At 37.7% G+C, this 15165-nt stretch carries 16 protein-coding genes; 1 reads left to right on the forward strand and 15 read right to left on the reverse strand.

The features are described from left to right. Nucleotides 1–72 precede the first annotated feature (72 nt). Entirely contained in the window at nt 73–1263 is a 1191-nt protein-coding gene (locus tag P176_RS0112455) for a tyrosine-type recombinase/integrase (RefSeq protein ID WP_026755013.1), read from the forward strand. On the opposite strand, the gene P176_RS0112460 is transcribed toward P176_RS0112455, so the two are convergent. The 15 genes from P176_RS0112460 to P176_RS0112530 all read right to left on the reverse strand — a co-directional run bounded on the left by P176_RS0112460 (nt 1260) and on the right by P176_RS0112530 (nt 15152). Continuing rightward, entirely contained in the window at nt 1260–3107 is a 1848-nt protein-coding gene (locus tag P176_RS0112460) for a hypothetical protein (protein ID WP_026755014.1), read from the reverse strand. The genes P176_RS0112455 and P176_RS0112460 overlap by 4 nt on opposite strands. Continuing rightward, a complete protein-coding gene (locus P176_RS0112465) occupies nt 3085–5313 on the reverse strand; it encodes a hypothetical protein (protein WP_026755015.1) in 2229 nt (742 codons plus the stop codon). Before P176_RS0112465 ends, P176_RS0112460 begins: the two co-directional genes overlap by 23 nt. A 2-nt stretch (nt 5314–5315) precedes the next feature. After that, complete coding sequence (locus P176_RS0112470) at nt 5316–5717, reverse strand: hypothetical protein (RefSeq protein ID WP_026755016.1); 402 nt, start codon at nt 5715–5717, stop codon at nt 5316–5318. A gap of 3 nt (nt 5718–5720) precedes the next feature. Continuing rightward, a complete protein-coding gene (locus tag P176_RS0112475; protein ID WP_026755017.1) occupies nt 5721–9917 on the reverse strand; it encodes a phage tail tape measure protein in 4197 nt (1398 codons plus the stop codon). A 254-nt stretch (nt 9918–10171) separates the two neighbouring features. Next, complete coding sequence (locus tag P176_RS0112480) at nt 10172–11098, reverse strand: hypothetical protein (RefSeq protein ID WP_156033042.1); 927 nt, start codon at nt 11096–11098, stop codon at nt 10172–10174. A 65-nt stretch (nt 11099–11163) separates the two neighbouring features. Then, complete coding sequence (locus P176_RS0112485; protein WP_026755019.1) at nt 11164–11367, reverse strand: hypothetical protein; 204 nt, start codon at nt 11365–11367, stop codon at nt 11164–11166. A 195-nt stretch (nt 11368–11562) separates the two neighbouring features. Beyond that, nucleotides 11563–11715, reverse strand: a complete 153-nt coding sequence (locus P176_RS20415; RefSeq protein WP_156033044.1) for a hypothetical protein — start codon at nt 11713–11715, stop codon at nt 11563–11565. Next, the gene (locus P176_RS0112495; protein WP_026755020.1) at nt 11697–11996 is read right to left on the reverse strand and encodes a hypothetical protein; all 300 of its coding nucleotides are present in this window, start codon (nt 11994–11996) and stop codon (nt 11697–11699) included. Before P176_RS0112495 ends, P176_RS20415 begins: the two co-directional genes overlap by 19 nt. Before the next feature lie 297 nt (nt 11997–12293). After that, a complete protein-coding gene (locus P176_RS0112500) occupies nt 12294–12758 on the reverse strand; it encodes an HIRAN domain-containing protein (protein ID WP_026755021.1) in 465 nt (154 codons plus the stop codon). Between the two features lie 61 nt (nt 12759–12819). Then, complete coding sequence (locus P176_RS20585; protein ID WP_197022165.1) at nt 12820–12981, reverse strand: hypothetical protein; 162 nt, start codon at nt 12979–12981, stop codon at nt 12820–12822. Between the two features lie 34 nt (nt 12982–13015). Further along, nucleotides 13016–13396: a hypothetical protein gene (locus P176_RS0112510; RefSeq protein ID WP_026755022.1), complete on the reverse strand. Its 381-nt coding sequence runs from the start codon at nt 13394–13396 to the stop codon at nt 13016–13018. Beyond that, nucleotides 13383–13565, reverse strand: a complete 183-nt coding sequence (locus P176_RS0112515; protein ID WP_026755023.1) for a hypothetical protein — start codon at nt 13563–13565, stop codon at nt 13383–13385. Before P176_RS0112515 ends, P176_RS0112510 begins: the two co-directional genes overlap by 14 nt. 32 nt (nt 13566–13597) lie before the next feature. Beyond that, entirely contained in the window at nt 13598–14050 is a 453-nt protein-coding gene (locus P176_RS0112520; protein ID WP_026755024.1) for a hypothetical protein, read from the reverse strand. Continuing rightward, nucleotides 14047–14940, reverse strand: coding sequence for a hypothetical protein (locus P176_RS0112525; protein ID WP_026755025.1), 894 nt, complete (start codon nt 14938–14940; stop codon nt 14047–14049). Before P176_RS0112525 ends, P176_RS0112520 begins: the two co-directional genes overlap by 4 nt. Then, nucleotides 14940–15152 carry a hypothetical protein gene (locus tag P176_RS0112530; protein WP_197022166.1) on the reverse strand — a complete coding sequence of 71 codons (213 nt, stop codon included), beginning with the start codon at nt 15150–15152 and terminating at the stop codon, nt 14940–14942. The genes P176_RS0112525 and P176_RS0112530 overlap by 1 nt, the downstream gene beginning before the upstream one ends. Nucleotides 15153–15165 lie beyond the last annotated feature (13 nt).

A 15165-nucleotide genomic window follows, 5' to 3' on the forward strand; every position in this document is an offset into this window, starting at 1 on the left:
GTTACGTTTAAAGTGAAGTTTAAGAGCCCTTTAAAGCAAAGGGTTCTTTAACTATTTTAACACTTTAACGACATGAGACTGAAAATTCTGGAATTTGACACAAGAATTGACACAAAGAAATTCTTTGTGCCAATGACTATCAAAATCAAAAGGAGAAACTACGTTAATAAGGACGGCGAAAGCCTCCTTTATCTTCACGTATCATCTGCAGGAGAGCGCCAACGCATACCGTTGGATATCTACGTTGACCCAAAATACTGGATTAAGGAACGAGAAATTTTAAAAGGTCCTGAAGAACATACAGAACTTCAAAATCTACTCGTGGCCAATGTCAAGTCTAAGATTACCAAAATCAAAACCTTTTATAAGCTCTCTTATCAAGATCTTACGATGCATGCCTTTATCGAGGAATTCACTAATAACTTGCCCAGGGCTAATTTTGTGAGCTTCTTTGAGCACATGTTGGAGGATCGTAGAAATACGATTGAAGACTCAACACACCGTAAGGAGTTGGCGGTTCTAAACAAGCTCAAGAACTTTCAATCGGAAGTATTGTTTTACCAAATTGATCAAATGTGGTTTACCAAATTCAGAAACTACTTAGGGAGATTGGGCAACAAAAGAACCACCAGGAACGCCAATATGAAAGTGATCAAGCTTTATATCGGTTTCGCTGTGTCTGCAGGAGTGAAGTTAAAAGTCAATTTAAAGGACATTAAGACCGGATCTACGGCGGGAGATAAAAAATACCTGAACATCAATGAAATTGAAAAACTCTATAAATTTTATTTCAGTGATTTCATTAACGCTAATGAAAAACTAGCGCTTGGTTATTTTTTAATGGGATGCTTCACCGGACTTCGATTCTCTGATTTGATGCAACAAAAACGTGAGTCTCTATTAACTGGAGCTTTTACGTTTACGCACATTAAGACCAAAAAGGCACAGTCGGTCAAACTCAATAAAAAGGCCATGCGCATCATAGATCATAACAAGCAGCTGTTCATTGACCGATACACCCCAGAACATACCAGAAGATTGGTGAAGGCCATTTGCAAAAAGATATCGATTTTTAAACCTGTGGATTTTCATACGAGTCGACATAGTTTTGGTACCAATTACATTTTACTAGGAGGGAACGTGATGAAATTGAAAGGACTACTAAACCATGGAGACATTAAGGAAACAATGGGTTACGTTCACCTTGCAGAATTGGAACGAAATTCTGAAGCAGATCTCATGGACCAAATGTTTGATGATTAAATCAAACTTTCGGTTTCAATCTCTGCAGATATTGTTTCGTCACTTATCTGTTTTCTGGTAAGTCTTCGGATGATATGAAACTGGCCATAAGCATACACAATAGATTTGATCTTTAGCTTCAGCATTTCTTCGTGAAACGCGCTGAAGCTCCATACAAACCGAATACTCTTGAGAAGAAAATCAAACCAATCTTGATGATGGTTTAGGTAAAGGTTCAATATAGATAAGGGCTCTGGGTTACGCGCGAGATTTACACCGCCTAATAATCCTGAATACAAAACTAATTGAGTTTTTGAATTATCATCAAGAAAACCATGAGCCGTAAGCACTGATCCTTTCTGCTTTCTGGGTAACGGTAATGCATTTATTATAATTTCCTCGGCGTCTTCAGGTTTCGTGTAAGGAGATGATGTAAAGCCATCATTGTTGATCAATAGAGAAGGGAACTCATATTCATCTGAGTCTATCTCAAAAAAACCAAACGTAAAACTTTTTCCCTGGTTAAAATTGCGCTCAGGATATTGCACCTCAAAAGGAACCAAATAAAAAGCTTCATCATTACTATCTATAAGAGCTCTTTTTTTGCTCATAGTGACCACGAGACCATCGATGTTGATCCCGTAATTTTTCATTTTAGCTATGGCGTTAACCAAATCGCCAAAATTAATGTCAGGAACACATTTGGTGAGATCAATGACATCCGGTATAACCAAAGAAGGTAAAGTATTGCCTTCACTATCTAATTGTGTCAATCTCGTCAATGTTAAATCACAAATCATCGCATCGTCTATAATATCTCCATTTGTAATGCCATAATTGAGCTGAACGCTAAAAATATTCAACGGGCCCTCAACTCCCGTATAATCAAAATTAACATCTAATGAGTGGAAACTTTCCTGATATCCATTATTAGCAGAATTAATATTTGCCCACCAAAATGGATTTCCATTATAAGACATGTTCACTGAGCCAGAATACACTTGAGCATTAGAGTTAGCCCTCACAATTACGTTTCCTGCAATCTTATAACGACCTGGAGAAGGTAAAACTATATCTAATGAATAACTACCGCGACTACCTACCAACTCATAATAATCATCGGTATTGATATTGTAAATTTCTGAGACCTCACTAAAATTCGTATAGAATTCTGATAACGTATAAATTGTAGCCATTTTAAGCTCGGGATCATTCAATATTTCCCCTTCAAGTGTATATCCAGCGTCTTCAAACCCCTTGGTTAAGACATGCAGAAGATAGGGGAGTGGTTGAATAATATTTCTGTTGATCTGTATATCGTTTTCAGCATCATATTCGTTTATAAGAAAGCTTGAGCCGACGTATTTGTTTACCAGTCCTTCAAAATACGCCCATTGATCGGTTTCTGTATCGAACTTATCCGTTATAACCTGAGGAAAATTAAAATTAACAGCTGGCCATGTTTGAGTAATAATTGATTCAGCATATTCAAAAATCGACAATCCTAAATTAACGATCTCCAAAGGGAGCTCTGACAACTTCTTTGAAAAATTCGGAAACTCCTCAAGGCCATAACTGATTTGAAAATAGGCACGCTTACCAATCATGCGCTCGATCTCCAGAACGGCATCGTGACGCTCTCCCATAGTGTAGAAATCGACCTCAAATAAAGAGTCGTAAGATTCTAAATTGTAATCGGTGATGTTTTTAAAGGCGACGATCTGTTCAGGGGTCAAATCTTTCTCAATAGGGTAGGTGTATTTTGCCTGTACCTTATCGTTGAGCCAATTGTTTTCTTCTACATGCGTGATTTCGTCGTTAGACAATTCAAGCTCAAAGGTGCTATGTATAACTTTCGTAATCATTGTTTGGGTTTACTTCAAATTCAATTTCATATTCATAGAGATCACGATCACTATCCTTTCCGGAAAGTGACTTGCTCATGGGTATCAATTCAATTGGCGCTTTGTTCTCTTTACTCATGATCCAAGCACGCTTGGCTTCAATTAGGCTTTCTATACGCTTTGTATTGACCGATAAAATGAATCCTGTATTCGCCTTAAAGCTTTGATTTTTTCGTGAGTCAATCTTCCGGAGTTTTTCTAAAAAACGCGAATAATTAAGCACCGTATTATTTTCAAATTCTAGACCAAAAGTCAAGCTACCCGTAAACTCCAAGCACTCTAATACACCGTACTCATTCTCCCAGGCTATATGATAAGATTCTTTTCCTTCAGGTAATACTATGTAACGCTGAGAGAGATAGTTTTCTGTATTTTCATACCAAACGTCATCAACAATTGTCGTTATATTTTTATAAAGCCTGATATCAATAATATCTCCAGGGGCATGGTTGATCATGCTGTACTTTAAAGCAAAAATTCTTTCTTGAGACACTCCCCTGGTAATCGACGTTTCTAAAATGCCATTTTTATAGATCCGGATCTCATGCCCAACTTCTTTGTAATAGTTGAATAGCACCACACTTTGAGCAGTTACCCGCAATGGCTCGCCATAGTAATTTAAAATAGCCGTGTTTGGAAATACTTTTTTAGGCTTACGGCCCTTAATGAATCTTACGTTGGTGAACGCGATCTCAATATTGTCTTCAATATTGAATTTATGCTCAAAAAGGGCATTCAATTCAATCTCTGCAGGGAGATAATAACTACGGAAGAAAAAACCATCATTAGGAAAACCACCATTTGTAAAGTTGGATAAATTGATTGCGGTTAGATCCTTGAGTTCCGGCATTACATTTCGGCAAGTTTTGCCCACAAAATAAGAGGACTGCAGATTGAAAAATCCCAGCTTAATATTAAGTGTTGTAACTGTTGGATTATTATTGCCATATCTGTACACCGCCAAAGCAAGATCAAGCTTTAAACGGAAATCTTGATTCGCGTAGAAATCTGATATCTTATCATAATCATCGGTGAAATTTAAAGAATCCGTATCGAAGCCAGTGCTTAAATTCTCAATTACCGTATGGATGACATTAACACTGTACTCAACCCCGTCAACGTCAACAACTATAACTCCATAATAGATGCCAGGCGTAAAGTTAGAAGAGGGGATGGGTAAAATACTAGCCAGAGAGGTTTCGTCTATAAAATCTATTATAGGCGCTGTTGTGAGCCACGCAGGTAATGTTATTGTTCCCGTACCCGGGCCCTGAATGCTTAAGGTCTGTGCATCTGCCTCAATAACGTTTTTTACTGCCGAGAATTCCAGGACCTCAGGAAGTATGGTAATGCTGTCATCTGCATATACAACTCTTCTAATCGTAAAGCTATCATTGTCATCACTTGAATTAAAGGATAAATTCGATATGTGCACACCAGGATCTAAATCGTTAATGCTTGCAGCAGGAGCAATGGTAATAGTGCGAGATCCAATAGCTGTATAGACCCTGTTGCCCGCTTCATTAAGCGTGCCCGTACCCATATTGGTGATCACAAAGTCATCATTAGGCACTACTATAACAAAAAGACCATTGACCAAAACTTGCACATTTTTAGCTGGAGCAATATCACCACCCAAAACGTGCTCAAAAAATAAAGCTGAAGGGACTGCCTTAATTGAAGCGCTTGCAATAAATTCAATAAATACTCCGAAGCTTTTGCTCTCTATAAATTCTGCAGGTGCTGCACCATTTTTGCCGTAAACAGAATATTTAACCAGAGTGTATCTCGTAGTGTCTACATTGACTGAAAAATTAATAAACTCAATAGTGGTTACGATATCTAAATTGTCTGAAATCCCGTTAACATCTTGAGTGAGCTCATAACCATCTCCAACAGCATCGAATACAGGTCCTGAAGCAGCAATAGTAGGATTAAAAAACGATTCTAATTCAGCCTTTACAAAATATTGATCATAAGCATCTCCCAACTCTTGGAACATGTCTTTGATCTTTACATTTACATCAATATTTGCAGGAACAGCATCACCATTTAAATGGTAAATGTTACCTGGGGTATTCTCAAAAAGCCAGCCTTGAGAATTTGCCAAAGCATTATCATCTGCAGAAAATCCCTGATCATCACTTAGTATAATTTCAAACGGCATATTTAATTGATTTTTGCAGGCACATCTGCAGGATCCTGCACATATATTCCTGATTCGTTATTAATGGTGCCTATTGCTGTCTCTAACCAACACTCAAGCGCCACATTTCTATAAGTCATTTGCACTCGATCTTTATATAAAATTGCTGTGGTACCCAAAGCTTTGGCCAATGGCCTGCCAAAATATTTAAAGATTGCAGCATTAATGGTTACAAATGGTATTACCGTAATTTCTTTGGCTGTAGATCCTTGGATTTCTTTTGCTAAAGATCCCGAAATACAAAAGGCGGCATTAAGTGTTGCTGCAGTAAACTCATTGATAAGGATGTCATAAATTTGATTCAGGATGACATTATAATCCTGGTTAACAAAGAGCTGTTGTTTGGTAAAATTATCGAAAGCCATATTTTAAGAAATTATTGTTGATTTGCGTTCTATTTTTTCGAGCCTTTGCATCTCGTCTCTAAATTTTTTGATGTTGGTCATGTCTTTGCTCATCACTGCAGTTAAGCCGTTAGACTCAATTCTTTCAAGTACTTCAGAATTTCTGTTTAAAGCTATGATCAGCATTTTACGTTCTTCAGAACTGTAAGAGTCGGTCACATCTTCATTTGATGGTTTTGGGTAATACCCCTTTTCAAAACCTGGGACACGGCCAAGCTCTCTATACAATGAGTTTTTAAGATCTGGATTAAGCTGCTTAAGATCTGGACCATTAATAATAAGCTCTGGGAAATTTTTACCACCCTCTCCAGCTAAAAACACGGTTGGCTTATCTACCACTCCAGATCTAGACTGGCCGCCAAAACCTGCGTTAAACAATTTACCGTCTTGTTCACGGCGCACTTGCATAGTGTTACCGTAATAGCCTTTTTCAAAACCTTTGGCGGGTAGGGGAGCGGCTATAGCTGCAGCTAATTGAAGTCCGGCAAATGCCGCAACAATACCTGCCCATGGAATACCCAAAACAAAACCACCTTGAGCTAGAGCTTTAGAAATGGCAACAGCTTGATTACCTAAAATAGTAGCAATATTCATTGCTTTTTCTCTTTTGGCTTGCTTGTATTCAATTTCGGCCTTTTGTTTTGCGAGTTTCTTTTCCGCATTTTCAACAGCATCATTATGCTGTTTTCTTGAAATCAATTTACTATCCAGTAACCTACCCTGCTTTTGAATCTCAGTTCTAGAAGCGTTCTCAAAAGCTTGTAGTTTTTTGTTTTCGCCTTGGGTTACAAACTGATCATAAATAGAATAGGCCTGAGCTGTAGCTTGAGCGATCTTACCAACCTTACCGATGAGTCCGGCAAGGGTTTCGGTGCGCGAGAAGAGCTGATTCCATTGCTCGTCGTTCATTCCAAGAATATCGACCTTACTACCACCGTCAATACCTAATCCGGCAAGCTCATCGATACCTGATTGGTCGCCTTTTTGCATGGCGCTCAACAACTTGTTTATTTCAGAAAGCGATAAGCCCAGTGTCGCTAGACGGTCCTTAAGTGCTTGCAGCTGCTCTTCAGATAATAAATCTAGACTGAAACCTTCAAACTTATCTATATCGACAATATTTTTGAGCTCGTCAATAAGCGCTTGCTGATTTGCCTTTTGACGCTCTAACGTCTCTTTGTCAAATTGCTCTTGTAATCGTTTTTTGGCTTCTTCATTATTACCAAGGGCAGCTATGGCATTGTTATGAGCAGTTTGACGCTCCTGTTCCTCACGCTCAAATTCACTTTTAAGTGAATCAATACGGTCTTGTATTCCGGCTTCTAGGATTTTATTTTGATTAGATTGGTGCTCATCACCCAACATTTCAATCTGGTCGTAAAGCTCATTGTATTGCTTAAGCAATACTGAAGCTAAATCTGTATCTCCGGCATCAATAGCCTTATCGTATGCGTTCAAAACTTCATCACTCTGGGTCTGCAAGTCCTGCATTTTACGCTTGAAATTAGCGTCTGCTTGAGCCATCTCTCTAGCAAAGCTATCTTCAATTAATGCTATACGGGCATCTTCGGTTTCACGTTGTAATTTTAGGAGTGCTGCAGCTTCACGTTTTTGCTGTTCCAAACGTTTAGACTCTGTTTTATCATCTTTATCCCCAACCGGTTTAAAAGCTGCTACTTTTTTCCAAGTGCCATTTTGAAACACGTATTTTACGCCATCTATATATTTAGTATCACCTTCTTGAGTTCCTGCAGGAGTATTGCCACCACCTGCATTGGCGTTGGTTCTTAATTGTTGTTCGTAGAGCTCTGCGAGTTTGTCGATTTCAGCTTGAGTAGCATCAACTAACTCATATTTATTTTTTACAGCCTGTTTTGTAACGTCTGCAACATAGCCAGCGGCATTACCACCATTTTTAATGGCAACCCAGGCAGCTTCGTACCATTTTATGCTGTCATCAAGTGTTTGGTTTTGAGCTTCAACCAGTTCTTGACTTTTCTTATCCAACATCGCCTTAAGTGCCGTTGCCATAGAAGCGCGCTTAATAGCTTCAATATGCTCGTTTAGTTTTTTAGTAGCTTCTGCAGTATTGGCCGTTTCAATGGTTAATTGATTGTTATATTCTGCAACAGTTTCATTTAACTTCTCTACAGCATACTGTTTTTCGGCACGGGTGGAATTTTCATCTTGGGCAATCTTTAACCAGATTTTCTTTTGGGAAATTTCGGCAGCAGTGTTTTTGGTAGATTCGGCAATGGCTTTATTAAGAAGTGACTGGCTTGAAGCTGCCTCTTCGGCCGAATCTGAGAACACCAAATAAGCCACCCCGATAGCTGCTATTGCAGCTGCTATTAATCCAATAGGGGATAGTAGCATCGTCGCATTTAATAATGCTAAAGCTGCCCTGGCCCTAACTATATTACCAGTCATTAAAGCGTAGGCCGCAGACATCAATAACGACAATGTTCTAAGAACTTTTGTAGAAGCTATCTGGATGCGCTGAGTAACGATATAAAGTTTAGAGGTTTTGTCTAGTCTGCCCGTCCAAAGCGCTGCCAATTGCACCGCGACTCTATAAGATACAATGGCGGCAGTAATAATAAGAAAGGTCTTTAAGAGCGCCACCAACCTATTACGGAAAACAGTAACGGTACCATCACCATCTTCAACAGCGCCTATAAATTTACCAAACCAAGTAACAAATGCTGTTAGACCGTTTACGACAGATTCATCAGCAAAAATACCACGAATCCTACGGCTGACTTTTTCAAGAATTGCGGCGAAGTTTGTTTCCCGAAGCATGGCTTCTTTGGTGAGCGATTCGTTTTTAAGAAGCGCATCATTGGCGATTTCCTGTTTTTTACGTACGTTATCAATATCGGCAGCCAAAGCAGCTAAAGCTTGTTTACCACGAGTACCGCCAAGTTCTATGCCTTTAAGGCGTTCTTCCATTTCCTCAAGAGACGGATTTCCTTTATTTAGCCCTTCAAGAAAGAGAATCAGAGCTTCATTTGCATCTTCCCGGAGCAGCTGAGAAAATTCTTTAACGCCGATGCCAGCAATATTTGCAAACTTTTCGGCATTTTCGCCCATAGAACCAAAGGTCTTATTAATGGCAGTGGCTGAAATTTCTTGACTCTGCCCAACTTCATCAAAAGCGGCCGCAAGCCCAATCATATCTTGAGCCGTAATGTTTGCAATATCACTAATACCACCGGTACGTTTTAAGAAATCCACTAAAAATGGCGCCATGTTCTCGCCAGAAGCTGACACCTCGTTAATGGCAGAACCAACACTTTCAAAACTCTTAGCGTAATTAAGGTTGTTCTGCTCACCAACCTTATAGATTTTTGCAATCTTACCGACTTCCCTAATTTGCTCATCGCTCAAATCATCACCAAGAGCGAGTTTAATCATGTTGGCAGAAGCGACGAACTCTTGTATATTCTTTTTACCGCGTTGGCCAAGACGCCCAGCTTCTTCAGCTAATTTTAAAAGCTCAATACGTGCTGTACGAGTTTTTAGGAGTCCGAATTCTTTGGTAAGTTCCCGGGTCTCTTCCTTAGTGAGTTCAGTAGTTTTTTGAACGGCTGATTGTGCATCTGATAATTTGCCGTTAAAATCTATCATTTCCTGAAACGTCAAAACAATACCAGTACCGGTAGCAATAACAGAAGCACCAAGTGCAGCATATTTATTAAAGCCATTAGCCACTTTAGTCATTGCCGACTCTGAAGCTCTAGCATTTAAGCGGAGCTTAGTTAATTGGGTATTAACTTGCTTCAAATCATTTTCAAGACGTTTATATGGGGCAGAACCTGGTACCATGTTATTGAGTTGCAATCTCAATTGCGATGCTCTTTGTTGCAGTTGACGCATGGTCAATCCCGTAACTCCAATTTGATCTTGGAGCACCTTCATTCTAGACTTATTGGTCTTTAACTCGGTATTGTTTTGTTTGATTTCTGCAGTAAGATTTTTATACTCTACAGTGTTTTTTTTGCCTTGAGCAACAAGTTTTGCTTGTTCGGCACGTAAATCTTTATTTGAAGCAGTAAGAGATCGGTTTCTTTTTTCGAGATCGTAGAGTTCTTTTTTACCCGCATCGCCATTAATGACGACGGTAAATCTCATTTCTTCATCTACAACACGTTTTGCCATTGTGGTAATTTTATGGCAATTTATAGTATGATGGTGGCTGTTACCGTGACATGGTTGTAATCAACAAAAAACCAACCCCTTGAGGTTGGTTTGATGAGAAATACTTGCTATAACTAATCTTGGCAGAGACTAAATATAGTAAAAATTGTTTACGTATTGTAAATTTTTTACATGAATGGACGCCAATTAGCGTCCGTTCAGCTACTTTTTCAATATATCGGGACACATCTGCCACGATATATTATTTGTTTTAGTTAAGCGCTCCTTTTAAATTGAACAACCATAGCCCTCATGCTGCCTAGGTCCCTATTTATATAGTGCTTGTTGAATTCTTTAAACAGCTCTAGACCTTCAGGGTTTTTATCTGGATGGAATAATTTAGCTCCTTCACGCAAAGTTGCTTTTAAAGCCTTGATATCTACATAATGTTGTATTGCCTTCTTATTTAGGTGTGACGCTTTTTCTTTATAAAAACGCTTTTTATGCTCAATTGCAATTACTTTTTCTACAAGGCTTATAATACATTTTTTGTAATGTTTAAGCAATTTCTTTTGTCTATGGTTTAAAGGATACTCTTCTGAAATTAAACGTAATAGATTGATGTAACTAAGCCTATACTCACTATCAGTACTGTCATAAGATAAGTAAGGTATGTTTTGGCCGCCCTTATACATGCCAGAGTTGACTACTTCAGCCCTAACCGCACAATGCCGCCATTGTAATTCAACAGCGCAAAATTTATATAGGTCATAAGGATCAACACGGATAGCTTCGCTAAGATTAATTGTGTTTAAACTGTGAGAATAATATATGCCAGCTGGCCTGTTATACATTCGTAACGTATGTGGCTCACCTTTTTTTAGGTTTGGAAAATGCTCAGTTGACTTTTTAATCTTATCCTTACAGTATTGGTAATACCATGACATAATTTTATCATCATGAATTTTTCTATGCTCGCAGACGATTAAAAACATTTCACGATTTAATAAAACTGTTTCAGCACTTCTTGATACAACTAATCCATAATCATTAAAAACAATTTTTTTATAAAATTTAGGATTGTCCAGATATCTCTTAAAATCCCTATGATGAGAATAATTAAAAAACTTAAAAAAATCTGAAGAGGAAAAAGGGTGTTCCAGTTTCGTGTCCAACATCTTTTTTTTGATGATTTCAATCATTTTATTGTTCATTTTTAGTTGTTAATGCGCACTTATTTTTAATAAAAATGCGCATTAAGAAAACTTTAATCGGTTAAAAATTCGTCTAAATTTTCAAATAAAGCCAATTGATCGAAATCGGCTTTTGCGTTAATTAATTCTTCAAACCTTTCTTGAACAATTTTTAACTCAGCATTAATTTGATTTCTTTCTTGCTTGAGCTTTTTAATTTTGTCATAGTACTTAGAAATTAGAACTTGCTTTTTCTTAAATGAACTTAATGTACTCATATCTATAAGGTATTAAAACAGAAATCCCCCTCGATAGTAGTCACGATACTAAAGAGGGGGTTTCTAAAAATGAGAGAATGTCTTGATATAGCCGTGACTCTATACTACAAACCTATCAAACTTTACAATAAGTAAACAAAAAAGTTTACAAAAGGTAAATTTATTCGGTGAGTTGCATATCAACCAATAGGTTGATCAGTTGGCCTTTACAAACTCGGTTGTAAAATCATGGGTAAGATGTTGATCTTCATCATCCAATACCAGGACACCATCTACCATAAACCATAAACTGCCAGCATCTACAGGGATGCCCTCATTGCTGGTAACGTCTATTTTGTTTCTATACATGGCGCAGAGATGTTAAGGTTAGACAATTGATCAAAGTCATCGTTTGAGAACTTTAGCAGATCTTTTAAAAAGCGGTGGATTAGGTTGCGATGAAAGATGATTTGCTTACGCTCATCTGGCTCATCAGCCATTGGGGAATTTAAATAACCAAATTCAAGATCTTGTAAGGACTCTATGATCTCGGTTTCTCTCCAGGATCTAAAGCCTCTAGACCATTCAATTAATTTGTGCGCCAGCTCTTGCGCCTTGTTTGTTTGAGCTTTTTCATTTTCTGTAGACATAAGAAAATATTTTATAAGCGAAGCCTACCTTTAGATGTGTCTACACAGTCTAGGACCGGATATCCCTTCGTTTCCTGAGGGTCATCTTGGATAGGCTTCTATCGTTATAAAAAATAGTTTCGGATTTCTCCTAAACTTGTGTAGACAAAGCAAACATAATAAAAAAAAGTATGCAATGTGTGGTTGCATACTTTAAATATAGTGATGTTTACGTGGTGTAAACCAATAACTGTCATTAATTTACATATTGTAAATAATTAGCTTTTTTATCCATTACAAGGCGGATAATTAAAAACATTAATCGTAATAATTAAGAACATCTTCTGGATGGTCGTTCTCATTAAAATAGATTTTGTAGGTTACATGTAACCAATCTGGATTTCTATCTACCACACCTGTAAGCGCAAAGTGTTTTTTCTTTATTATTTTACTCACATAATCTGTGTCACAAGAAGCAACGTAACCTATATGAGCGCTCTCTGCCAAAACTTTTATGGCGTTTGGATCATATTCGTTATTCGGTTCATGCTCAAAGGTCAATGGGTTTCTTTCTCCAACGTAGTTGATGATGTAATATTTGTTTTCATGGACGTGCACCCCAGTAAGCTCCAACTCCTCATAATGCGTGAATGGCGTAAGGTCTTCATGAATGGTTTTTACATCTTGTCCTGGGGCAAAATGATCTGGAAATGGCTTGTGATTTATAGCCATAAGTATTGATCCCAATAAAATCACCCCAATAATAATGACTATATAAATCATTTGTAAAATATTTAATATTTCCGAAGATAAAAAAAAACAGCCAATACGGCTGCTTTTCAATTTATAGTGCTTGAGCAAGATCTTTAAAGAGCACGAGCGCCTCTGATCGCTCATCTGCATCGCTAGCGTAATCGCTAGTGAGATAGGCCTCGAAGACCTTTGAAAATAATTTTAAATTTTTAATGGATTGCGGGCTCTTGTCACTAACGTCTAATAATAGCATAATAGAGGGTTTTAGTTAAAAAAAATGCTATTAATCAATTGGGAGTATCTGAAAGCTCTTTTTTGATTCTGTCGGTATATTCAAACGAAAGCCTTTGTAAGATGATGTTAGCCATGCCGTAAAGCGGCGCATTATGAATTTTGTAAAAGGCTTTTTTCTGAACACCTGCTTTGCTTTGCCTAGTCTTCATATCAATAAAACGCAATTCTGTTGGGTGCGTGTATTTAAGAACGTTATCTGTAACGTTAAATGTACGGCCAGTATAAAATTTTTGAGTCTCAAAACCACGTGAGCGCATCAACTTGACCTGTGCTTGATCAAAATCTTTTGATTCTTCACTAAGGATCTTCGCTATAAAACGCTGCTCTAGTACAGCGTTTTTATTTGGTAGTTGCCTCTGCCTAATCAGGTCCATCTTCTATGATTTTAAGTTTACCAGCTTCAAAGAGCAGCTGTAGCTTTTGTGTTGTATTCGCCTTATTTCTCAAATAATAAACGGCATGTTTGTCTAGATCATGTTTGCTCTTAAATTCTTTACTTTTTAATAACGGTTTTAAGGCGTTATCAATATCAGCTTCGGTCATCTTGTTATGTTTTAGTCGTATAATTTACGACTTTATAACGAGGTATCAAAACTAAATAAGATGTTGCAACCGTTGCATGACGATAAGTTCCAGACCGGAACAATCTTAATTGAACTTACATCCAGCTTTCTAAGCACAGTACAACCGCGCATTTGTTGATCTAGCATTTTCTTGATTACGAGCTGTGCCTGGCTATAAGACTTTTCGAATATTGCGAAAAACTCATCGTAATTAATATCTGAATATCCTGTTTTCTCAAGGATCATGAATTGACATACGGCAACCTGCTCAAAAGTTTCTGCAGAATCTCCTTTACTGTTAAGATCTGGCAATACACCTATGAGTAGGTTATTAAAATCTGATGAGTGCGACTCAAGGTACTTAGACAGTTGAGAACTATCAATTACCATTTTTTGACGATTGATGCCTTCAATGTCTGTTACAACTTCATCTAGATAGCTCTTTAACCAGGTTATGATGTTCATGAGTTAGTTGAGTTTGATTTATTTTCAGCCTCTTTTTGGCGCGCCAGATTGTCCATATCCTTTTTACGTAGGTCATAGAGCAGGAGCAGTACTTCCCAAAGCTTTTCTTTTCTTACATCATTTAAGTTGCCTATGATGTTGCTTTCGGCCAGGGTATAGGCAATGCTTTTCATCCCAAGACCAGGTATTTCACTTTTGAAATCGTCATTGCTGCCAGAAAACAACATGGAGAAGTCTATGAGATTGCCTTCCCAAGACATTCTTGATGTGGTGATGTCGTTGTGAAACGACGAGAAATACAAAAAGAATCCGTGTACGTGCTCTTTAGATATCAATGCCTTAATAAGTGATGCGCGTTTTTCTGTCTTGTCTGGATTGTAAGGTCTGTTTTTTGGAAGATAATAGGTAGCCATTAGCAAGTAGAGATACTTTACATCTGATGTTCTATGGTATAAATGGAAAATATTAAGCGCATCTATATATTGCCCAAAGGTTGTATTTACGAAACGAGCTTCAGGACCCATCCATTCCTTTATAAATGGCTTAATGTTAAGGATAGGATTGTTGATCAAGTTCAATTTGATCTGAAGGTCATTTTCTGGAGTCTTAGTAAAAAATGTATCGATACATCTTGAGATCTCGTATATGTTGGAGTGCATTGCCATTTGCTCTAGATCATTGATACGACGTTTGCCAAATTTGAAATCTAAAAACGAATAAACCGCTTGAACCCTTAGATCTTCATACTCTATCTCCCCAAGTTGCCATCTCAAAAGAAGACCGCTCATTACGAGAAACTCTTCTTCATTACAAAATGCCAGTTCCCTGGGCATATACTTTGTAACTCCAGCTCTTAACAACTCTATTTCATGATGCGTCTTGTTTGCCATTATTTAAAGAGATCTTCATATTGAAGGTTTAAGGCTGTCATCCTCCCATTGAATTTCTCGGTGACAGAAACCCTTACTTCTTCCTTATTTTTAAAATCTTTTGGGATGTACTTAGAATTGGCATTTATGCCAAAATAGCCTCGTAAAAAAGCATGGATATCACTCTTTAGAGCCTTACGAGCAACTAACTGCCTATTAAAAGCCGCTTGCATTTTTACATAAGCT

Source organism: Sediminibacter sp. Hel_I_10, assembly GCF_000688335.1.
Lineage (GTDB): Bacteria > Bacteroidota > Bacteroidia > Flavobacteriales > Flavobacteriaceae > Psychroserpens.